The 21,014-nt window shown below is 66.1% G+C and carries 16 protein-coding genes; 6 read left to right on the top strand and 10 right to left on the bottom strand.

Annotated features, from left to right (window positions below; translation table 11 throughout):
* Window positions 1-74: 74 nt before the first annotated feature.
* Window positions 75-995: a bestrophin family protein gene (locus tag AC3QL2_RS02710; RefSeq protein WP_493233786.1), complete on the bottom strand. Its 921-nt coding sequence runs from the start codon at window positions 993-995 to the stop codon at window positions 75-77.
* Between the two features lie 277 nt (window positions 996-1,272).
* On the opposite strand from AC3QL2_RS02710, the gene AC3QL2_RS02705 reads away from it, so the two are divergent.
* A complete protein-coding gene (locus AC3QL2_RS02705) occupies window positions 1,273-1,851 on the top strand; it encodes a hypothetical protein (protein ID WP_493233785.1) in 579 nt (192 codons plus the stop codon).
* A gap of 63 nt (window positions 1,852-1,914) precedes the next feature.
* Here AC3QL2_RS02705 and AC3QL2_RS02700 read toward each other — a convergent pair whose 3' ends face one another.
* From AC3QL2_RS02700 to AC3QL2_RS02685, 4 genes are all read right to left on the bottom strand, one after another.
* Entirely contained in the window at window positions 1,915-3,141 is a 1,227-nt protein-coding gene (locus tag AC3QL2_RS02700; RefSeq protein WP_493233783.1) for a PepSY-associated TM helix domain-containing protein, read from the bottom strand.
* 10 nt (window positions 3,142-3,151) lie between these two features.
* The gene (locus tag AC3QL2_RS02695) at window positions 3,152-5,284 is read right to left on the bottom strand and encodes a TonB-dependent siderophore receptor (RefSeq protein ID WP_493233782.1); all 2,133 of its coding nucleotides are present in this window, start codon (window positions 5,282-5,284) and stop codon (window positions 3,152-3,154) included.
* 105 nt (window positions 5,285-5,389) lie between these two features.
* Complete coding sequence (locus tag AC3QL2_RS02690) at window positions 5,390-7,732, bottom strand: fatty acid cis/trans isomerase (protein ID WP_493233780.1); 2,343 nt, start codon at window positions 7,730-7,732, stop codon at window positions 5,390-5,392.
* A gap of 16 nt (window positions 7,733-7,748) precedes the next feature.
* A complete protein-coding gene (locus tag AC3QL2_RS02685; RefSeq protein ID WP_493233778.1) occupies window positions 7,749-8,279 on the bottom strand; it encodes a GNAT family N-acetyltransferase in 531 nt (176 codons plus the stop codon).
* 134 nt (window positions 8,280-8,413) lie between these two features.
* Here AC3QL2_RS02685 and AC3QL2_RS02680 point away from each other — a divergent pair, with 134 nt between their 5' ends.
* Complete coding sequence (locus AC3QL2_RS02680; protein ID WP_493233776.1) at window positions 8,414-9,706, top strand: histidine kinase; 1,293 nt, start codon at window positions 8,414-8,416, stop codon at window positions 9,704-9,706.
* A gap of 124 nt (window positions 9,707-9,830) precedes the next feature.
* The gene (locus tag AC3QL2_RS02675; RefSeq protein ID WP_079435902.1) at window positions 9,831-10,211 is read left to right on the top strand and encodes a c-type cytochrome; all 381 of its coding nucleotides are present in this window, start codon (window positions 9,831-9,833) and stop codon (window positions 10,209-10,211) included.
* A gap of 88 nt (window positions 10,212-10,299) precedes the next feature.
* Here AC3QL2_RS02675 and AC3QL2_RS02670 read toward each other — a convergent pair whose 3' ends face one another.
* Together AC3QL2_RS02670 and AC3QL2_RS02665 are read right to left on the bottom strand one after the other, a co-directional pair.
* A complete protein-coding gene (locus AC3QL2_RS02670) occupies window positions 10,300-10,710 on the bottom strand; it encodes a hypothetical protein (protein WP_493233774.1) in 411 nt (136 codons plus the stop codon).
* A 32-nt stretch (window positions 10,711-10,742) separates the two neighbouring features.
* Window positions 10,743-12,608, bottom strand: a complete 1,866-nt coding sequence (locus AC3QL2_RS02665; protein WP_493233772.1) for a sigma-54-dependent Fis family transcriptional regulator — start codon at window positions 12,606-12,608, stop codon at window positions 10,743-10,745.
* Window positions 12,609-13,014: 406 nt separating this feature from the next.
* Here AC3QL2_RS02665 and AC3QL2_RS02660 point away from each other — a divergent pair, with 406 nt between their 5' ends.
* Window positions 13,015-13,329 (top strand): c-type cytochrome, encoded by a 315-nt coding sequence (locus AC3QL2_RS02660; protein WP_493233771.1) that lies wholly within the window; start codon window positions 13,015-13,017, stop codon window positions 13,327-13,329.
* Between the two features lie 128 nt (window positions 13,330-13,457).
* On the opposite strand, the gene AC3QL2_RS02655 is transcribed toward AC3QL2_RS02660, so the two are convergent.
* From AC3QL2_RS02655 to pedF, 3 genes are read right to left on the bottom strand one after another with little or no spacing between them, the layout of a single operon-like run.
* Window positions 13,458-14,405, bottom strand: coding sequence for a beta-propeller fold lactonase family protein (locus AC3QL2_RS02655; protein WP_493233769.1), 948 nt, complete (start codon window positions 14,403-14,405; stop codon window positions 13,458-13,460).
* 4 nt (window positions 14,406-14,409) lie between these two features.
* Window positions 14,410-15,255 carry a substrate-binding periplasmic protein gene (locus tag AC3QL2_RS02650; protein WP_493233767.1) on the bottom strand — a complete coding sequence of 282 codons (846 nt, stop codon included), beginning with the start codon at window positions 15,253-15,255 and terminating at the stop codon, window positions 14,410-14,412.
* A complete protein-coding gene (gene pedF / locus AC3QL2_RS02645) occupies window positions 15,245-15,682 on the bottom strand; it encodes a cytochrome c-550 PedF (protein WP_493233765.1) in 438 nt (145 codons plus the stop codon). The genes AC3QL2_RS02650 and pedF overlap by 11 nt, the downstream gene beginning before the upstream one ends.
* Before the next feature lie 406 nt (window positions 15,683-16,088).
* On the opposite strand from pedF, the gene AC3QL2_RS02640 reads away from it, so the two are divergent.
* Window positions 16,089-18,011 carry a sigma-54-dependent Fis family transcriptional regulator gene (locus AC3QL2_RS02640; RefSeq protein WP_493240347.1) on the top strand — a complete coding sequence of 641 codons (1,923 nt, stop codon included), beginning with the start codon at window positions 16,089-16,091 and terminating at the stop codon, window positions 18,009-18,011.
* A gap of 517 nt (window positions 18,012-18,528) precedes the next feature.
* Window positions 18,529-21,006 (top strand): acyl-CoA dehydrogenase, encoded by a 2,478-nt coding sequence (locus AC3QL2_RS02635; RefSeq protein WP_493233761.1) that lies wholly within the window; start codon window positions 18,529-18,531, stop codon window positions 21,004-21,006.
* The last annotated feature ends 8 nt before the right edge of the window (window positions 21,007-21,014 follow it).

Here is a 21,014-nt window from a genome sequence, read left to right as displayed (position 1 = left end):
ATGATCCGGATTATCGCCGGGGGATCTTAAGCGCGTCTTAAGCCTGCTCAAGGCGGGCAGGCCTTGCCGTGGTCTTACATCAGCACAAAGTCCTGCGCCTGCAGTGGCTCCGGCAGCTTATCGAGACCGCGGTATTCGCCCAGGTCGATCTCGATGACGCGGGTGATGGCGTCGAGGGGCAGGTCGTTCTGGGCGGTGCCGAAGGGCTCCTCCAGTTCGTCGCCGAGGGCGTCCAGCCCGAAGAAGGTGTAGGCCACCAGCGCGGTCAGCAGCGGGGTGCCCCAGCCCAGGGAATGCACCATGCCGATGGGCAGCAGCACGCAGTAGATGTGGGCTGTGCGGTGCAGCAGCAGCGTGTAGGCGAAAGGCAGCGCGGTATAGCGGATGCGCTCGCAGGCCCCCTGTATGGCGGTGAGCTGGTTCACGTGCTCGGCGAGGGCCGTGTACGTGATCGAGTCCAGGCGGCCGTGCCGGTGGGCGTCGAGCAGGTGCCCGGTGACGAGGCGCAGGATGCTGTCGGGTATGTTGCGGCTGGCACTCACGGTGGCGAGCTCGTCGGCGCTCAGCTCGGCGTGGGCGGCAGCGGCGATCGGCCGGTCGCGCAGGCGCGCGGTGAAGGCCTTCACGAAGGCAGTGCATAGGCGCAGCACGTCGTCACGCTGGGCCCGGCCGGCGGCATCGCCGTCGAGTAGCTGGCTGTCGCGTGCCAGGCTGCGCATCACCACCAGCAGATTGCCGTAGTGCTTGCGGGCTTCCCACCAGCGGTCGTAGCAGGCGTTGTTGCGGAAGCCGAGGAACAGCGACAGGGACAGGCCGAGGAAGGTGAACGGGCCGGTTGCGAAATCGGGGAAGCGCGGGCCGGTGAGGGCCGCGATCAGCGTGACGATGGCGGCGACCACGGTGACGAAGATCACCTGCGGGAGGATCAGCGGGATGATGGAACCCTTCCAGATGAAGAAGAGTTCCCGCAGGCGCGGGCGGGGGCGAACGATCATGGCAGGGGCGGCGAGTCGCGATGTGGACTCATATCGGTGGAGGGTGGCCTAACTTGAGGCGTGGATGCTGCACCGCACAAGCTGTGATTGCAAGTCCATCGTCTTATCGTGCTGAAGCTGGGCCATGTCGCCTTTTGTGGGACAGGACTGCCCTTGAGCGTGAAATACGTCACGCTTATCTGTTTGGCATTCGTGAAATAGGCACTTGCGCTAGGCATGATGCGTTGACGTTGTCCTAATGCAAATGTTCTCGATCCACTCAGGAGGTCTCCCTACCATGATGCGCCGAATTGCCCCCAAGATCCTTGTTCCCCTCGCCATCAGCATGGTCGCCGGAACGGCGGGTGCCGCCTGCAATCAGGTGGCCGGCACGGTCCGGCTGTTGCCCGACGCGAGCTGCCAGATTGCGGCCCAGGTTCCCGGCCACACTTACATTGGCAGCTGTTTCACCGTTCAGCTGTCGATCATCGGCCTGCCGGCGGCTAGCGGTTACGCGGGGGTGACGGCGGAGCCGCTGGTCGGCGTGAACGGCGTCGGCACCGTGGCCCCGGCGGTGATTCCGTCCGATTTCAGCCCGGCCGTTCCGCGGCAGATCGTGCAGACCGCCCGCAGCGCGATCACGATCGGCAAGGGCAGCTACCAGACCACGCTCTACACCACCGATGTCATTGTGATCCAGCCGACCTTCGACGCGACGACCGGGCAGATGGGGAACCCGGTGGCGGTGAGCGAGCAGATCCTGATCAGTGGCAGCGACAACAAGGGCGCCTACTCCAAGGTCACCGGCAATCTCACGATCGTTGGCAACAGCATCGGCCAGTCGGTGCCGGTGCTGGGCAAGCTCTGCCTTCCCTGAGCCCTGGGTTTCAGCCGTGTTCAGCGCCCCTCGGTGAGGGGCGTTTTTATTTGCTCCGGGCGTTCAGGCGCTTGCCGCCGCGCGCTGCGTAGATGCCGGCGATTTGTCCGACTTTTCCTTGAGGCTGCGGGCCCGGCGCTTGCGGGCCCAGATCACCACCCCGGTGACGCTTAGCATTGCCACGGCCAGCCCGCACAGGGATATCAGGATGCGTCCGGGCAGCCCGGCGATGCGGCCCGAATGGAGTGGGAACATGGCCTGCAGGAAGATGTCCCCGGCACTGCCTTCGCCGGGAATGCTGCTGCCGAGCAGCGCGCCGTCGCGGGCGTCGAAGTACAGCCAGGGGTTGCCGAGCCCGCCGTCACCGTGACCGTTGCCGACCTCGAAGAACCCCACGCCATAGACGCCGAAGGGCGACGACAGCATGACGCCGCCAGCCGGCACCTGCCAGCCCCGCCGGGCGGCTTCGGTGTTGGCGAGCCGGACGGCGTCCTCGAAGCCCAGCAGGGGTTCGACCGGCTGGTTCGGCGGCGCCGGAGTGCGGTCGGCGAAGGGCGACGGCGACAGGGAAGAGAGCCGGGCCACCAGCGGGCGCACGACCTCCTCGCGCAGGTTCATGGCCACCGAGGTGACGGCGAGGGTCAGCAGCAGCGGAAAGAGCCACACACCGCCCGAGCGGTGCAGGTCGAAGTTGAGCCGGTAGCCGCCGGCCTTCCAGCGGAAGGCGAAGGAGCGGCGCCAGGCGGCCCGCGACGGGAAGGACAGCACCAGCGCGATTACGCAGTCGAGCACCCAGGCCAGCGCCAGGATGCCCATCAGCAGCACCCCGAGCTGGAGTCCGAAGCCATCAGGGATGTGCATGCTGTAGTGCAGCTTGTAGAGAAAGGGCAGCACATTCTCCCGCTGCAGCGACAGCGCTCCCCATTCCCGCTGGCCGAGCACGGCGCCGCTGACCGGGTCGAGGGCGACCTGGTTGAAGCCGAGCGCGAAGGGCTTGCCGCTGGCCGGGTCGATGCGCGGCTCGACGAATACGCCCAAGCTGTGCCCCGGCTCCACCGACAGCGGCAGGTAGCGCACCCGCAGGCGCGGATCGGCGGCCTCCAGGCGTGCCGCCAGTTCCGTGGCCGGTAGCAGCTGCCCCGGTGTGGTGGCGCGGAAGAGGTGGGGATTCAGCCATTCGTCCAGCTCGTGGTCCCAGGAGATCACCGCGCCGGTCAGGCCCGCGATGAACAGGAACACGGCGGCGGCCAGACCGAACCAGCGGTGCAGGCGAACCAGCAAGGGGCGCATGGTGTGACCCTCAGTAGGTCCAGGCCAGCGCGATGCTGCCGTTGCGTGGGGCTCCGTAATAGCCCTGGCCGTAGCTTCCCCAGTAAAGGCTGCTCAGGTATTTCTCGTCGGTCAGGTTGCGCAGCGTGGCGCTGACGCTGAGCTGCTTGCTGATGTCGTAGCGGGCGGTCAGGCCGATCAGCGTGTAGGCCTTCTGGCGCAGCTCGTCGCTGCCGGCTATGGCGTACACGTCGCCCTGGTGGTTGAGGTTGGCACCGATCTTCAGCTTTTCGATGAACGGCAGCCGGTAGGTGGCGGCCAGGCGCAGCAGGCGGCGCGGCGTGTAGGTGCGCACGTCCTCGCCGTCGTCGCCGTGCAGCGACAGCTGGGTGTAGCCGAGGTTGGCTTCGAGGCGCGGGGTGAGTTGCCCGGCCATGTCGAACTGGAAGCCCCGCGAGCGGGCGTTGATGCCCCCGTAGTAGGCCTTGGTGCCGTTGTAGCCGGCGACTTCGGCAAGGTTGTCCTGTACGGTGCGGAAGAAGGCCAGGGAGGCGTTGAGGCGGCGCTGGAAGAACTCACCCTTCAGGCCGACTTCGCTGCTGCGGCCTTCCACCGGTTTCAGCACGTTGCCGCTGGCGTTCAGCTGGTACTGGGGCGTAAAGATGTCGGCGTGGCTGGCGTAGGCGGACAGGTTGGGGCTGAGGTCGTACACCACGCCGAAGTACGGCGTCACGTCGCTGGATTTGCTGTTACGGGCCGTGCCGTAGGAGATGCCGTCACTGTCGGCACGGGTGGCGCGGGCGCCGCCGATCAGCTTGAGGCCGTCGGTGGGGGTGATGCGGGTGGCGGCAAAGACGCTGCGCTGGCGGTAAGTGAAGGCGCTGCCGTCCACCGACGCGTCGAAGAGCGGCATCGGGTAGCTGCCGTCCCAGTTGTCGAGGGCCGGCAGGGCTGTGCCGATGCCGCGCCCATAGTGGGTGGCGTCGTTGAGTTCGGACTTGGACCAGTTGGCGCCGAAGGTCAGCTCGTGTTCCTGCCCCCATAGGCGGAACGGGCCGCTGAGCTGCACGTCGGCTTGGGTCTGCTGATTGCTGGCGTTGTAGCGCGCCGGGTAGGCGAGCACGCCAAGGCCGGTGGTCTTGTCGGGGCGGCCATAGACGTAGAGCAGGGCGCTGTCGTTGCTGTTGTCGTTGCGGGTCAGCACCGCCCGGGCCTGCCAGCGGTTGTCGAACTCGTGGGTGAGTTCAGTAAAGGTGGTCTTGTAGGTGGTGTCCCAGTAGGCCCAGTCGGCGGCGGGGCTGGTGGAGCGGCTGTAGTTGGTTTGCGTGCCGTCGGTGTAGAACATCGGCAGTGCGCCCCAGATCGGGCTGCGGGCCTTGTTGGCCTGTTCGTTGTGGCCGATGGTCAGTTGGGTGGCCGGGCCGAGGTCGGCCTCGACGACGCCATAGAAGACCGTCTTGGCCAGGCCGTAGCGGTCCAGGTAAGAGTCGCCGTCCTCGCGGGCGACCACCAGGCGTCCGCGGATCGCGCCGGATTCCACCAGCGCGCGGGACACGTCGGCGTCCAGCCGATAGGTGTTCCACGAACCGAGCGTGCCTTTCACGCTGGCCTGCAGGTCCACCGTCGGGCGCTTGCGCACGAAGTTGATGGTGGCGGCCGGGTAGCCGGTGGAGGTCATCAGGCCATTGGCGCCGTAAACCGCTTCGACGCGGTCGTAGATGGCGGCGTCCATGTCGCCATAGATGTTGCCGTAGATGAAGGGCATGCCGACGCCGTCGGCCTGGAAGCTGGTGATGTCGAAGCCGCGGGCGGTGTAATAGGTGCGGCTGGTCTCGATCTTCTCGACCATCACGCCGGACGATGCGGACAGGGCGTCATTGACGCTGTTGAGCTGGAAGTCGTCCATCTGCGCGCGGGTGATCACCGACACGGTCTGCGGGGTCTCGCGCAGGGACAGGTTCAGGCCGGTGGCCGAGCGGCTGCGGCGCACCGTGTAGGCGCCGCTGCGTTCGGATGGCGGCTCCTGATCGGTCTGGGCGGCGACCTTGACGGGCGCCAGGGTGACGTCTTCGGCGGCACTGGCCGGCAGGGTGAACAGCGCGAGAAGGGCGCAGGCGAGGGGAGAACGGACGAAAGCCGCGGTCGCGGCGGGGTGGCGATGCATGGAGGCTCCTGGGCACGGGTCGCTTGCTGGCTGCCTAGGAACATGCCTCGGTGGCTGGCTATTTGATAATAGTTCTCATTATTGTAATGAATGGACGGACCGGGATCAACGGTTCTCGAGCCGGCTGTAGTCGAGGATCGCGGCTTCGCGCGGGGCGACCTGGCGCCAGTGGGCATGGATCGCGTCGCTGACCGACCAGAAACGCGAATCGGTGCGGCGGACCGCGAAGCGCTGGGTGAGGTGCTGCACGTCGTCATCGCTGGCGAGGGTCTGCACCGCGCGCACGAAGCGCGGCAACTCGTCGGCGTCGAGCTGGAAGATTGTGTTGGGGTAGGCGCCGACGATGCCGTCGAGGACGCTCAGCGTGTCTTCGTCGGGCAGGCGGCGGGTGTCTTCGCGGAACAGTTCGGCGACGTTGCTGTGGGCGCTGTTGCGCAGCACCGACACCACGTGGATGGCGCCATCCGGGTTGGTCAGGACCAGCAGGCTGTGTTCGGGCAGCCGGGACGCGGGCTGGCCGGCCACCTTGCCGAGGGCGCGCAGCTGGGCAAGCTGCTCGGCGGTGAAGCCGTTCCCCGCCAGGTCGAGCGGCTTCTCCCGTACCGGGCGCAGGTATTGGGCGACGTTGCGGTACAGCTCGCCGAGGGTGTCCCCGCTGCGGTAGCGCACGCCGGTCTCGCCCGGGTAGTAGGTGGCGGCGTCGGCGAAATCCCGGATGTGCTCGGGATTGCCGCGGTACCAGCGGTCGAGCACTTTCTGGCGGTCCTTCAGGGGCAGCAGCGTCAGGAAGTTCTCTTCCCCCTCCATGCGCAGGAAATCCATGTAGAGGCGGGTGGCCAGCTGGTGGCCGGTATTGCCATAGACGTCGAAGCCGGCAACCAGCAGGTAGTGCATCCGCTCGAGCAACGGGTAGCCGAGCAGCATCGCGGTCTGCGGCCGCTCGCCGACGAGGCCGCGGACCACCGAGGCGCTGTCGAACTGGCGGAAGACGGTCAGGCCGGCGGTAGGGTTGCGGCCCTCGCCGTCCCACAATTCGCCGATCTGCGGGGGTTGGATGCGCGCGCCGCGCGCCATGACGTCGGCCTTGGTGCGCAGGTAGGCCTTTTCGGCCTGGGCGTAGCGGCGCCAGGCCAGTATGCCGGTGCTGCTGTCGTCCTCGGCAGGCAGGCGCAGGTTGGGCTGGGTGGCGTCGAGGAGGCCCTGGACCTGGTGATTTGCTTCGCTTTCCGGCGAATAGAAGAGCACCCAGAAGTGGTCGGTGATGACATTGAGGGCCACCTGGCCGCGACACACCGGGCCTTTCATGAAGCCCATCAGCGTGAACTGGGCATCGTCGAGCATGAAGCGGTAGCGGGCGTCCACTGGCAGCGCCCGGAAGGCGGCGAAGGGATTGGTGGCCGTCTTTGGCGAATAGTCGGGCAGTCTGGCCACCGCGATCGGCGCATCGAAAAACCACTTCCGCAGGCGGGCCAGCCGGGCCGGGTCGAGGGCCAGCGGCATGTGGGTCTTGGCGACCAGCGTCTCCTCCAGCGGACGCAGGCGGTAATACACGCGCTCGACGCCCGGCGCGTCATAGGGGCGGCGGGTGGCGATCACGTCGATGGGCTGGCCGGGGGCGCTGCGGCTGCGAACCAGCTCGAAGCGGTAGTCCGGCTGTTCGTCGAAATACAGCTGGCCCACGTACCAGTGTTCATAGATGTAGCGGGCGGCGAGCCGGTCGCGCAGCGTGTTGCCGTTGAGCAGGCGTTCCCATTCGGCGACGCGGGCCTGCACCGCCGGCAGCGGCGCTGGGCGTGGCGTGTAGGGCGCGCCGGCTTCGATCCAGTGGGCGAGGATGTCGTGGTCCTTCTGGCTGAGCGCCGGCAGGCCGTAGGGCATGCCCCATTCGGGATGCTCGGCGACGAAGCTGTCCATGCTCTCGACCTTGGGGCAGCTCTGGCTGCGGTCGAGGGAGAAGTCGAAGCGCTCGTCCGGCAGCTGGCCCGAACTGGGGCCGGGGTTCTGCTGCTTGAGGGCCAGGAGGCGGTACAGCACGCTGGCCTCGCGGTTGGCGGCCGGTGTGGCGGCCCGTTCGTTGAGAATCGGGTGGAAGCCTTTGTCGCGCCATTCCACGGTGCTGTGGGCGTCGAAGCCGAGGCGGGTCGGGCTGGCGGCCCGCAGGCGGGCATTGGCATAGACCGGGTCCGGGTTGGCGCCGCGGGTGATGCCGTCGTAGCGGGTCAGCTTGAGCTGGCAGGGCGAGTCGTAGCAGGCGTGGCAGGTCACGCAGCGGCGGTCCAGGATCGGACGGACCTGCTGCCAGTAGTCGGGGGTCGGCGCGACGGGCACGGTGGGAGCGTCGTAGCGGGCCGGGTCGGGGCGGCCCAGTTCGTGGTCGAGCTGGACCTTGGCGACAACGGTGGTACAGCCGGCGAGGACGAGCAGGGCAAGGCCGAGGAAGGCGCGCATGGGCTTCGGGGGAGATCTAGTATGGGAGCTGGATGCCGCCGGGCTGCTGCAGGCGCATGTAACGGGCGTCGGGGCCATAGCCAGCCAGGCGTTCAGCCAGCGCCGGTGTGGCCGTCACCGCTTCGAAACCGTGACGCGCCCACCAGCCGGTCGAGCCCTGAATGGCGATCAGGCTGGCGCGCCTGAGGCGGCTGGCGGCCAGGGCCGCCATGAAGGCGTCGACGAGGGCGTCGGCGGCACCGCTGCCGCGCGCTTCGGGGGTCACGGCGAGATCATGCAGATAGAGCGTGTCGGCATCTGCTGGTAACTGGCAGGTTTGGGCGTCCAGATGCGGCGGGTCGTCGAAGCGCCAGGGCAAGGCCAGAAGGTAGGCGACCGGTGTGCCATCGGCCCGGCCGGCGATGAAACAACTGTCGGGCGCGGCGGCCAGCTTGGCGCCCATCGAGCCCGGCGATTCGGGGACGATGGCGGTGTAGCAGCGGGCCTGGATCTGCAGGATGGCGTCCAGGTCGCCACGCCGAGCAGGACGGATGGAGGGGCGGGTCAAGGCTATGGCAAACGGATCGGAAAGGCTGCCGATTATCGCCGATCCCCTCTATCCGTGTGGCGGCGGGTGTTACCGGCTGCAACTGGCACATGCCTTGCTGTTTCCTACCCCAAAGGGAATATAAGGAGACGCAAATGGATTTGCGCTGGAGACTTTTCGGGTACGTGCTGGGCTTTGCGCTGGCCTTGTCGGTCGCGGCGGTGGCATGGGTCGGGCTGGCCCTGCAGCAGGACGTGGCCGAGGAAATGGAAGCCTCGACCCGCCTGGCCGACGTGATCCTGGCGGTCGGGACCGCGCCGGGGCGCCGGGCGAGCGAACTGCGTGAATTGCTGGCAGGTGGTCAGTTGCGACACGTTGCGGTGTCCGTGGAGCGCTCCAATTTGGAGCAAGGGGCCGCCGCGCCTGCTCCAGCGGGCCTGTTGGCGACCCTTGCCGATTATCTGCTCGACGGGCGCGTTGCCCATGAGCGCCGTATTCCGCTCGGCGACGAGGTGCTGGTGATCCGCGCCGATCCCCGTGCCGAAATCCACGAAGTGCTGCGCGACGGCGTGCGCAACCTGGCAACGCTGGTGGTGTTCTGTCTGGGCATGGCGGCTGTGGCATGGGTGGCAGCCCATCGGGCGTTGAAGCCGGTCCGCTTGCTCGAACAGGGCCTGGCCCGCCTCGGACGCGGAGAAGAACAGGTGCGCCTGCCTCCCTTCCAGTTGAAGGAGTTCGCCAGCATCGCCCAGGCCATCGAAACCCTGTCCGGCGAACTGGCCGAGTCGCGGGCGGCGCGTCAGCTGCTCGCCCGCCAGCTGCTGGAGCTGCAGGAGAGCGAGCGCCGGGAGCTGGCCCGGGAACTCCACGACGAACTGGGGCAGGCGCTGACCGCCGTCAATGTTTCGGCGGCTTACATCGAGCGCCAGGCCGGCCGTGCCGAGGCCGGGCAGCTGGCGGCCATCGCCGGTGACATCCGCAGCCAGACCAACGGAATGCTGGCCCAGGTGCGGAACCTGTTGTCCCAGCTGCGCCCCCATGGCCTCGAAGGGCTGCAGATGGTGGACGCCCTCAATGATCTCGTCCGCGGCTGGCGTGGCCGGGTGCCGGAGATCGGCATCGAGGCCGAGTTTCCGCCGTCCCTGCCGCCGCTGGAGCCCCATGCCGGCCTCGCGCTTTATCGTACGCTGCAGGAAGCCCTGACCAATGTGCTGCGTCACAGCGTGGCGAGCCGTGTGCGCCTGTCCTTGCAGACCAAGGGACAGGTGCTGGAATTGACTGTCGCCGACAATGGTGTCGGCAAGGCCGAAGAGGTGGTGCCGCGTTCCCGCGGCGGCTTGCTCGGAATGCGCGAGCGCGCCGAGATGGCCGGCGGAAAGTGCTGGCTCACCGATGCGCCGGGCGGCGGTCTGCAGATTCGCCTCAGTCTGCCTCTGGTGCAGGCTTGAGGCCCATGTTTCCCGAAATCATTCCGGGATTCCGCCTGCGTTCTGCCAAAGGGCGGATGCGGGCGACGTTTTCAGGCTACCGAACGGGTGGCGTGGAGACTTTTTTTAGCCAAGGAGAAACAAGATGAACGCCTTACGCAAGACGGCGCTGCTGGCGGGCCTGGCCCTGGTCGCCACGGCAGCCAACGCCGCGGTGGATGAGGACATGAAGGCGCTGGCCAGCAAGAGCGGCTGCCTGACCTGTCACGCCATCGAGTCCGGCACGCCCGGCCCGAACGGCATGGCCCCGATCGGCCCGGCCTGGCAGGACGTGGCCAAGGCCTACAAGGGCAAGCCGGGTGCCGACACTTTCCTGACCCGTGTGGTGCTCGAGGGTTCCAACCCCTACGGCAGCCACTGGAAGGACAAGGTCAGCGGTCTGGCCATGCCTCCCAACAAGGTCGCCATCAAGGAAGCCGACGCCAAGAAACTGGTGAAGTGGATCCTGACCCTGGCGCCCAAGTAAGCACGCGATACGCACGGCTGCGGCCGTGAAGGATGCAGTACCGAGAACCCCGGACGTCCCCCCCGTCCGGGGTTCGCTTTTTCCGGGCTTACAGCAGGCTGTCGATCTGTTCGAAGTGCCCGTCCACGAGCCGGCCATCCGCGCCGAAGACGAGTTGCAGGATCACGTCGCTCTTGCCGCCGAACCAGCTGCGGGACAGGGGAATCTTGCCGAACATGCAGGGGCCGCCCTGGGGCGGCAGTTGGGAAACGTTGGGGCTGCGCTCGACCAGGGCCTGGCACTCGGCGTTGCTCTTTTCCGAGAAGGTGGTGCCGTGGGCGCTGAGCCGCTTGCGGGCGTCGTCAAGGGGCATGCCGGGCTGGAACTCGGCCGAGAGCTGGTCCGGCAGCGGGCTGGGAGCTGGTGAGCAGGCAGTCAGCACGGCGGTCAGGCACAGGCCGGCCGCCAGGCGCGAGAGGATGGAGGTGATGGAGGGCACGGTGGTGGGCGGAGAGCGCAAAGCCCGAGTATCCCACGCCGGGCCTGTCCGGATCACGAGGCCGATAGCTGGCGCAGCTTGCGGTAGAGGGTTGTGCGGGTGATGCCGAGTTCGCGCGCCGCCGCCGAGATGTTGCCGTTGTGACGGGCCACGGTGCTTTCCACCAGGCGTCCTTCGGCGGCCCGGAGGCTCTGGGCGGCAGGGCGCTGGGCCGGCGTGTCTGGATCGTCCACCAGGTCGTGGGGCAGGTGTTCGGGGCCGAGGGTGTCGTCGTCCGGCCCCAGCATCGCCACGGCCAGGCGCAGCGCGTTCTTCAACTGGCGGATGTTGCCGGGCCACGGGTGGTGGCGGATCAGGTCGAGGGCGGCGGCGGACAGGCGCACCGGCCGCCGGGGCGATTCGTCCTGCAGGATGCGCCGGGCCAGCGCCTCGATGTCGCTGCGGTCCCGCAGCGGCGGGAGGGACAGGCTCATCGCCGACAGGCGGAAATACAGGTCAGGGCGGAAGTCGCCGCTTTCGCACAGGGTTTTCAGCGAACGGTGGCTGGCGCAGACCAGGGACAGGTCGATTTCCTCCTCGGGGCCGCCGCCCAGCGGCGTGACGCGGCGGGTTTCCAGGACCCGCAGCAGGACGGCCTGCAGCTTGAGGGGCATGTCGCCGATTTCGTCGAGGAACAGCGTGCCCTGGTGGGCTTCGCGCAGCTTGCCGCGGGCGCCTTCCCCGCGGGCGCCGGTATAGGCGCCGGCCGTGTAGCCGAACAGCTCGGCCTCGATCAGGTTGGCCGGGATGGCGGCGCAGTTGATCGCCACGAAGGGACCGTTGCGGCGCGGCCCGCTGGCGTGGAAGGCCTGGGCGAAGACTTCCTTGCCGGAACCCGTCTCTCCCTGGATCAGCAGCGGAATGTCGAGCCCGAGGATGCGTCGGGCGCGCCGGATGGCGTGGCTGACGCTCTTGTCGCCGAGGTCCAGTTCGTCAAGGGTCGGGCCGCTCGGTGCGGTTGGGGAGAAGGTTGCCTGTACGTCCCGCGCGTTCATTGGCCGCATGCGCTGCATGTTGGTCAGCAGCACGCGGGCGACCAGTTCCTGGCCCTGGCGGCTGCGCAGACGGACCGGATCGGCGCTGGTCTGCAGCGCGTGGTCGAGCACGGCGTTCCAGCGGGTCTCGAAGATGTCCCAGAACGGCGGCTTTTCGTTGCGCCGGGTATCGGCCAGCCCGAGCAGGCGTTCTGCGCGGCGGTTGCACGCGAGCAGTGCACCGGCTTCGTCGAAGACGGCGAGCCCTTCCAGCGGTGAGGCCAGTGCTTCCGCCTGGTAATGAAAACGGACCAGCACCGCTGCGTCATTGACGGTTTCGATCAGCCGGTTTTCAATGATCTCGGCGGTGGTCTGCAGCAGCGCCTGGGCGTGGGTCTGAGTGATCTGCAGGTTGCTTGATACGTCCAGGATGCCGAGCACACCGCCAGTCGGCGCGTGGATCGGCGTGGCGACGCAGGCGAGGAACTTGTTGCGTTCGAGGTAGTGCTGATCCCCCATCACCGCCACCGGGCGTTGTTCGGCCAGCGCGGTGCCGATGGCGTTGGTGCCCATCACCGATTCGGCCCACGAGTGCCCTGGCTTGAGGGATACGCGGGCGGCTTTTTCCAGGAAATCCGAATCGCCGACGGAGCGCAGAATGACGCCGGAATCGTCGGCGAGCAGGATCGTGGAGGAGGAGTGGGCGATCTGCTGGTGCAGGTGCTCCATGATCGGCTGGGCGTAGGCGACCAGTCGCGCATTGGCTTCCAGACGGTCGGCCAGGTTGCCCTGCTGGCTCGTGGCTGGCAGGCGCTCAGTCGGGCGCAGGCCATCGGCCGCGCAGCGTTCCCAAGAGCGCAGGATGGCCTTGAGCGGGAAGGAGGAGGGGGGATCCTGATTATTCACAACTGCTGAATAGCACGAAGCGTACCCGCCTCGAAAGTGCTTGTCGTGCCCGTCAATTGAGCCGCGTTTCTCCATAAAAATCAGCGCTTAAGATCTATATCCATGTTTTTGAACGGGTTTTTTGGCACGCGCCGTGTGCATGAAGTGGAGCAAGTGTTCAGGGCGACGTAACGGGATGGAGCAGGTGTTCCGCCGCGGAACATGCGTACGCCCCGGTGTTTGCTTTATTCATTTGTCAAGCCTTTGTCTGGAAAGGATTTTTGCTGTTGCGGCCGACTGGCATTGATCTGCACGCTTTTTGCTGCCTATGGTGGGTGATGCGGTTCAGTGGATAGTCGTGCCGTGTCGCGGCCCTGGCCGCTGTCTTGATAACCAGTCAGTCAAGAATGACTAGAAGGAGGAGCTCATGAAATTCGCCAACCTGCTGTGCATCGTCGCCCTGGGAGCCGCCGCCGCGACCCCGGCCGTGGCATCCGAAGAGATCATCAAGAAGGCCCGTTGCGTGGCCTGTCACGCCGTCGACCAGAAACGCGTCGGCCCCGCCTACAAGGATGTGGCTGCCAAGTACAAGGGGCATCCGGAGGCCGAGGCCATGTTGATCGCCAAGGTGCGCAGCGGTGGTACGGGTACCTGGGGGCAGATCCCGATGCCCCCCCATGGTCCGGACAAGATCAGCGATGCCGATCTGAAGGCTGCCGTGGAGTGGATTCTGAAGCTCTGAACCGGGAGCGCGGGAGATCTTCCCGCTACAGATGTGCAAAACACCTGCTCCAGGCTGGAGCAGGTGTTTCTTTTTGATGCGCTACAAAAGGGTGTCCTGCGGCCGCCGGACGGCGGCGCAGATGGGGGTCAGCGGACGACGACGCCCCAGGGGAGCTCCCCGACGGGGATTTCCTTGATGGTTTCCAGGCGTTCGGTGTCAATCACCGAGACGCTGTTGGAGCGGCCGTTGGCCACGTAGAGCTTGCGGCCGTCGGGAGTGATGGCCATGTTCCACGGGCGCTTGCCAACCGGCACGGTGGCTTCGATCTGGTTGTCGCTGGTGCGGATCACGCTGACGGTGCCGTCCTTGCCGTTCGAGACGTAAGCGCGGCTGCCGTCCGGCGCCATGGCGACGCCGTTGGAGAAGTTGCCGGCCTTGATTTCAGCGATGACCTTGCGCTTGCCCATGTCGATGGCGTAGACGGTGCTGACCATCTCGCACGCCACGTAGGCGCGCTTGCCATCGGGTGTGAAGCCGATGCCGCGTGGACGCTTGCCGACCTCGATGCTGGCGACTTGCTTGCGGGCCTTCACGTCGATCAGGTCCACCTGCTGGGCTTCTTCGGCGCTGACCAGCAGCCAGCGTCCGTCCGGGCTGAATTCCGCGTGTTCCGGGTTCTTGCCCTTCACCTTGATTTCGGCAAGCTTGCGCTGCTTGGCCGTGTCCAGTAGCACCACGCTGTTGGATTCCTCGACGGCGGCAGCCACCAGCTTGTCGTCGGCGGAAACGCTGACGCCTTCCGGTGACTCTCCGAGCGGAATGCTGCCGACCTGCTTGCCTTTGGCGATGTTGACCACCACCAGGCCGTTGCTCGGTGCCTCGCTGATGAACAGGTTCTTGCCGTCCGTTGCGATGCCCCGTGGCCGCTGTCCGCCGGGCAGGGTCGCGACCACCTCGTCGGTGGCAGTGTCGATCACCGATACCGACGCGGATTTTTCGTTGGGAACGTAGGCGAAGGGAGCGGCGAGGGCTGCACCCGGCAGCAGGAAGCAGCTCGCCAGGAGCTGCCGCAAGGTGAAGGACTGGTGGGTCATGGTCTCAGAGGGTCGGCTTGACGTAGGTGACGCCGTAACGGGCGAAGATGGCTGCGACCGTGCCGTTCTTTTCGAGTTCCTTGAGCGCCTTGTCGATGGCGTCGGCGAGGCCGGTTTCGTCGGCCTTGACGGCCATGCCCAGCGGCCAGCTGTTGATCTTGAGCTCCGGCATCTGGACCACTTCGACGACGAAGCGGTTGTCCTTGCCGAGGGCGGTTTCGATCTCCGAGCGCGGCCCCATCACGGCGGCCAGTTCGCCGGCCTTCAGCTTCTCGATGGCGGCTTCCACGCTGCCGAAATGGACCACGTTTTCGCGCAGGCGGCCGTTCAGTACGCCGAGCAGGAAAGCGTCGGCCAGGCTGCGGCCTTCGACGCCGATCTTCTCGCGGGTGAACACTTCCAGCGCCGTGGCGGCGGAGCCGCGGATCGAGCCGATGCGCTGCACGCGGGCAACAGCCACCGTTTCCAGGTGATAGGGGCCGAAGATCTTGACCTTGTCGTTCTTGCCCTGCAGGTAGGAGTCCACCGGCACGTGCATCATCACGTCGGACGGCTGGGTGCCCAGGTAATGGCCTTTCCAGACCATGTTGCGCAGGTCGTCGTCCATGTCCTCGTCGGCGTTGTAGCCGACGACCTGGGGATTCAGGCCGAGTTGCTTGCCAAGGGCTTCGGCGAGCTCCACGTCGATGCCCTTGCCCTGGTTGGAGTAGGGGGCAAAATTGTTGTACACGGCAATCCGGAGGCTGCCGCGTTTCCTGATCTCTTCCAGCGCGTCGGCGTGGGCCGGCAGGCTGGAGGCCAGGGCCGCCGCGCCGGCGGCCAGCAGGAAGCGGCGACGATCAGTCTTCACGAACGGTCTCCAGCCAGGAGCGGATGGTCCACATGGCTTCCTGGCTCAGGATGCCTTCGAACGGGGGCATGTACACACGGCCGTCGCGAGTGGCGCCATGGCGGATGCGGTTCAGGAAGATCTCGTCGCCTTCCTGGCCCGCCGGCAGGTAGCGCAGATCGGGGGCGATGCCGCCGGAGATCGCGCCGAGGCCGTGGCAGCGGGCGCAGTTCTGGTTGAAGGCGGAGGAGCCGATGCGGATCGCCTCCTTGTTACCCAGGAAGGGGTTCTTCGGCAGCCAGTCCTTGCCAACGGAGGGCAGCGTCGAGGTGTCGACGGCCTGGGGAGTCACGTCGCCGTGGGCGATGACGGCAGTTGCAGCCAGGGTCAGCACGGCGGCGGAGAGGGCACGGAGAAGGGCGGAATTACGGACAGTCACCTGGGTCACCTTTGGTCATGTGTTTGGATTACGTCGAGCAAACCGCGAGTGGGCGGTCGCCGTGTGTGAATCTTTCAGCAAGGGGCGTGCCAATTTTCAAAGGGCGGCGTTGTGAAATGGGACACCTTTGCCACAACAGGTTTTTTCCAGTTTCCTTTATAGACCTATAAACTGGCCTGAGTTTTGCTGAACAAGCGGAAGGGTGGAGCAGTCACATTGCTGAAATGTGGTCCAGCTGCTACATTTTGGCGCACACCACGATGCCGGCTAGAGCTGGCGCACAATCCGTTCAAACGGAGGAGGAGAGATGATGCAGGTTCCTTTCAGCGCTGAGGCTCGGGCTCTGAGTCTCCTGGAGGCGCGGTCGCTGTATTTCGGCCGGGGAGAGCTTCCGGAGGCCTTGCTCGACCAAAGCGTGTTGCGTTCCTGGGAGCGCTGCCGGCAGGCCGGCCTCGACCCCACCCGCCTCGAGTGCGGCGAACCCAATGTGCGGGCGGTGTCGGAAGCGCGGGAGCGTAACCGCACGTTGATCTCCCATGCCGAGCCGGTTCTTGAGCATCTCTTTGAGCAGATCCGCAACTCCCACAGCATGGTCATCCTCGCCGACGCCCGCGGCATGGTGCTGCAGACCTACGGCGATCCCGATTTCCTGAGCCAGGCCGAGCAGGTGTCCCTGCATCCGGGGGCTAGTTGGCACGAGTTCGACCGCGGTACCAACGCCATCGGGACAGCCCTTGCCGAGCGCGGTGCGCTTAATGTCTTCGGTTCCGAGCATTTCTACGAGGGCAACGCGTCCCTGACCTGCAGCGCATCTCCGATCCAGGATGCCCAGGGCCGTCTGATGGGGGTGCTCGACATCTCCAGCGACTATCGCGCGTTCCAGCGTCACTCCCTCGGCTTGGTGAAAATGTCGTCCCGCATCATCGAAAAGCGTCTGTTCGAATCCGAATTCGCCCACCAGGGCCTGCTCAGTTTCCACGCTCGCCCGGATCACGTGGGCAGCATGTGCGAGGCGCTGCTGGCGATCTCGCCGGATGGCGACATCGTCGGCGCCGACCAGGCTGCCCTCGAACTGCTCGGCCTGCGCCGCGAAGACCTCCCGCGCCGCCACTACAGCATGCTGTTCGACGTGCCGCTGGGCACGCTGATCGATCGCGCACGGCGCGACCCTTCATCCCTCATCGCCATTGCCGGCCGCAACGGCGAGCGCTTCTATGCGCGCCTGCGCGGCAACTTCGCATCGATGCCGGTGGCGACCCCCACCGGGACGGAAACCCGTAGCGAACGCGCGGCCCGTCCGGCCCGCGTGGAGGCGGAGCCGGCTCCGCAGGTCCGTCTCACGCTGCACACCCTGGCTACCGGTGACGAGCGCCTGCAGGCCGCCATCGACAAGGGGGTGCGGGTGCTCGGGCGCGACATCCCGATCCTCGTTCAGGGTGAGTCGGGTGCCGGCAAGGAAATGTTCGCCAAAGCATTCCACAACAGTGGACCGCGGGCCCAGGGGCCCTTCGTGGCGCTCAACTGTGCGGCGATTCCCGAAACCCTGATCGAGTCCGAACTGTTCGGTTACTCCGGCGGGGCCTTCACCGGCGCCCGCAAGGAAGGCGCGGTCGGCAAGATCCAGCAGGCCCACGGCGGAACCCTGTTCCTCGACGAAATTGGCGACATGCCGCTGTCCCTGCAGGCCCGCCTGCTGCGCGTGCTGCAGGAACGCTGTGTAACGCCGCTGGGGACCAACAAGAGCATTCCGGTGGACATCACGCTGGTCTGCGCTACCCACCGGCGCCTGAAGGAGGAAGTGGCGCGGGGCGGCTTCCGTGAGGATTTGTACTACCGCCTCAACGGCCTGTGCATCAATCTGCCGTCCCTGCGCGAGCGCAGCGACATCGACCGCCTGATCGACAAACTGATGCGTGACGAGGCGGGCCCCGACCGGCATGTGGAGGTGTCTCACAAGGTCATGCAGGCTTTCCTGAACTACCGTTGGCCAGGCAACATCCGCCAGCTCAACAATGTCATCAAGGTGGCGATCGCGCTGCTCGACGATGACGAGGACATCATCGAGACCTGGCACCTGCCGGACGACATCTTCGAGGAAATCGGCGAAGCGATGCCGGCGATGGCCTCCGCCGCGCCCGTTCGCAGCAAGCTGGGTGGTCTTGCCGACAGCGCAGCCGCAACGGCCGCCGGTGGCGCGGCAAGCTTCGGGCGCCTGGAGGAGATCGAGCGCGACATGATCCAGCGTACGCTGGAGGCGGAGAACGGCAACATTTCCGCCGCTGCCCGCCGCCTCGGGATCAGCCGCAACACCTTGTACCGCAAGCTCGGCCGCTTCTGATGCGGGCTCGTCGGCGAGTTCCGTCCGGCGCTGCGTGATTCCATTGCCGGTGGGGCGTTCCTGCCGGTGACGGAGGCGCGGGAAACCTGAAGTTGAACATCCCCATGAGACCCTCCTTGCGAGGGTTTTTTCATTGCAGAATGCCAGGTACAAAAAGAAAAAGCCCGAGCGCTTGAAGGCTCGGGCTAAATCCACACCAAAGGAGGAGGGTGGAGGAGACAAATCCATTCTAGATGTACCGATGGCGTCATGTTTGTGAATATTTTTATTGCTTAATAAGCTGGGTTGTTTGTCCACGCTCCGTGGGTATTGTCTTCTTCGCTGGCAGCAAAGCTTCGGGTTCGTGACTGCGCAGGTGTTGACGGGAAATGAAACGGCTGTATGATTAAAACGTACGTTTGAATTAATTTCGACTGCGTTGATGGATTGAGTTGCGTCATATCAGGATCGGAAAAGAACGTTAGCATACGAATGAACATGCGCTGCGGAGACGGCGCCGAGCAAGAGGAGACCTGCGATGTCCTATATGTTCCTGATTTCCCTCCCGTTCCTGATGGCTGCGCTGGCCTGTTGGCGGGCGCCGTTCCTGGTCTGGTATGCCTCGGTCCTCGCGTGGCTGGCCGTGCTGGCGGGCATCACTGGCTGGTCGCCGGTTCTGGCAAGCGGAGTGATTGGTGGTGTGGCGGCGGTTGGTGCCCTGTTCCTGCTGCCGGAGCTGCGGCGCAGCCTGGTTACCGCGTCGATCTTCCGGGCCTTCCGCAAGGCATTGCCGTCCATGTCGCAGACCGAGAAGGATGCGTTGGAGGCCGGCACGGTGTGGTGGGAGGGTGAGTTGTTCGCCGGCCGGCCGGATTGGCGGAAGCTGCTGGCCTACCCGGTGCCGAAGCTCACTGCCGAGGAACAGCGTTTCCTAGACGAAGACACCGCCGAGCTGTGCCGCCTGACCCGCGACTGGGAGATGACCCAGCACCAGGACATGCCGGCCGAAGTATGGAAGTACATCAAGGAACGTGGTTTTCTCGGCATGATCATTCCCAAGGAATATGGCGGGAAGGGCTTTTCGGCTTACGCCCATTCACAGGTGGTGACCAAGCTGTCCACCCGCTCGTCGGCCCCGGCGGTGACGGTGATGGTGCCCAACTCGCTCGGCCCCGCTGAGCTGCTGCTGCACTACGGCACGCCTGAGCAGAAACAGCATTACCTGCCGCGGCTGGCCGCTGGTGTGGATATTCCCGCCTTCGCGCTGACCAGCCCGTGGGCTGGTTCCGACGCGGCGTCGATTCCGGATGCGGGCGTCGTGTGCCGTGGCCAGTACCAGGGGCGCGAGGTGCTGGGCATGCGGGTCAGCTTCGACAAGCGCTACATCACGCTGGCGCCGGTGTGCACGGTGTTTGGCCTGGCCTTTCGTCTCTACGATCCGGATCGTCTGCTCGGCGATGTGGAGGATCTGGGCATCACTTGCGCGCTGGTGCCCCACGATCATCCCGGCGTGGATATCGGTCGCCGCCACTTTCCGCTCAATGCGGTGTGGATGAACGGGCCGATCCGCGGGCGTGACGTGTTCATGCCCCTCGACTTCATCATCGGCGGCCCGCAGATGGCTGGGCAGGGCTGGCGGATGTTGATGGAATGCCTGGCGGCGGGGCGTTCGATCTCGCTGCCCGGCTCCAACACCGGCATGCTGAAGATGACGGCCCGCACGGTCGGCGCCTATGCCCGCGTGCGCTACCAGTTCAAGACCGCCATCGGGCGTTTCGAAGGCGTGGAGGAGGCGCTGACCCGCATTGGGGCCAATGCTTATCTGTGCGATGCGGCGCGGGTGATGACCGCCGGGGCGATCGACCTCGGCGAGAAGCCGGCGGTGGTGTCGGCCATAGTCAAGTATCACGTCACAGAAAGGGCCCGCCAGGCGGTCAATCACGGCATGGATGTGATCGGTGGCAAGGGCATCTGCCTGGGGCCGCAGAACTTCCTCGGCCGCGCCTACCAGCAGATCCCGGTGGGCATCACCGTAGAGGGCGCCAACATCCTGACCCGCAGCCTGATCCTCTTCGGCCAGGGGGCGATCCGCTGCCATCCCTATGTGCTGAAGGAGATGGACGCGGCGCGGAGCGGCAACCTGACGGGCTTCGACCAGGCCTTCTGGGGCCATATCGGCTACACCGTCAGCAATGCCGTGCGGGCGCTGGTGATGGGCCTGACCGGCTCCCATTTCGTGGCTGTGCCGGCCGATGTGGCGCCGGAAACCCGCCGCTACTACCAGCAACTCACGCGTTTCTCGGCGGCTTTTGCGCTGCTGTCCGACGTGTCGATGGGCACCCTCGGCGGCGCGTTGAAGCGCAAGGAGAAGCTGTCGGCCCGCCTCGGCGACATCCTGTCTCTGATGTACCTGGCCTCCGCCACCCTCAAGCGTTACGAGGACGAAGGCCGCCAGGCCGCCGATGCACCGCTGATGCACTGGGCCATCTGGGACTGCATGTTCAAGGCGCAGAATGCCTTCGAGGGCGCCATCGCCAACTTCCCCAACCGCCTGTTTGCCATGTTGCTGCGGCGCCTGGTGGTCTTCCCGCTCGGGCGTCCCTACGTCGTGCCGTCGGACGTGCTCGGGCATCAGGTGGCAGGTCTGCTCATCGAGCCGTCGGCAACCCGCGACCGCCTGACCTCCGATGTGTATCTGCCGAAGGACATGGAAGAGCCGGTCGGTGCGCTGGAGGCCGCGCTGCACGCCACGATTGCGGCGGAGCCGGTCGAGGCCAAGGTGCGCCGCGCGATCAGGGAGGGCCATTTCACGCCCGGTCTGCTGGTCGGCGGGGGTGTGGACGCGCTGTACGATGCGGCGGTGGCCGGCGGCATCATCTCGGGCGACGAATACGCGCTGATCAAGCGCCGCGGCGAATTGCGCGACAAGGTGATCCGCGTGGACGATTTTCCCTATGATTTCGGCCTGCGCGATGCGTTGGCGGAGATCACCGAACCCCAGCACAAGGCCGCCTGAGCGGGATC

It is taken from the genome of Zoogloea sp. GW822-FHT05C07 (assembly GCF_058800215.1).
Note: the sequence above shows the minus strand (reverse complement) of the source record. Positions and strands in the feature narration are given on the sequence as shown.

Coding starts and splice junctions, on each gene's coding strand:
- AC3QL2_RS02710 (WP_493233786.1), bottom strand. CDS start 995: ATGATCGTTCGCCCCCGCCCGCGCCTGCGGGAACTCTTCTTCATCTGG.
- AC3QL2_RS02705 (WP_493233785.1), top strand. CDS start 1,273: ATGATGCGCCGAATTGCCCCCAAGATCCTTGTTCCCCTCGCCATCAGC.
- AC3QL2_RS02700 (WP_493233783.1), bottom strand. CDS start 3,141: ATGCGCCCCTTGCTGGTTCGCCTGCACCGCTGGTTCGGTCTGGCCGCC.
- AC3QL2_RS02695 (WP_493233782.1), bottom strand. CDS start 5,284: ATGCATCGCCACCCCGCCGCGACCGCGGCTTTCGTCCGTTCTCCCCTC.
- AC3QL2_RS02690 (WP_493233780.1), bottom strand. CDS start 7,732: ATGCGCGCCTTCCTCGGCCTTGCCCTGCTCGTCCTCGCCGGCTGTACC.
- AC3QL2_RS02680 (WP_493233776.1), top strand. CDS start 8,414: ATGGATTTGCGCTGGAGACTTTTCGGGTACGTGCTGGGCTTTGCGCTG.
- AC3QL2_RS02675 (WP_079435902.1), top strand. CDS start 9,831: ATGAACGCCTTACGCAAGACGGCGCTGCTGGCGGGCCTGGCCCTGGTC.
- AC3QL2_RS02660 (WP_493233771.1), top strand. CDS start 13,015: ATGAAATTCGCCAACCTGCTGTGCATCGTCGCCCTGGGAGCCGCCGCC.
- AC3QL2_RS02655 (WP_493233769.1), bottom strand. CDS start 14,405: ATGACCCACCAGTCCTTCACCTTGCGGCAGCTCCTGGCGAGCTGCTTC.
- AC3QL2_RS02635 (WP_493233761.1), top strand. CDS start 18,529: ATGTCCTATATGTTCCTGATTTCCCTCCCGTTCCTGATGGCTGCGCTG.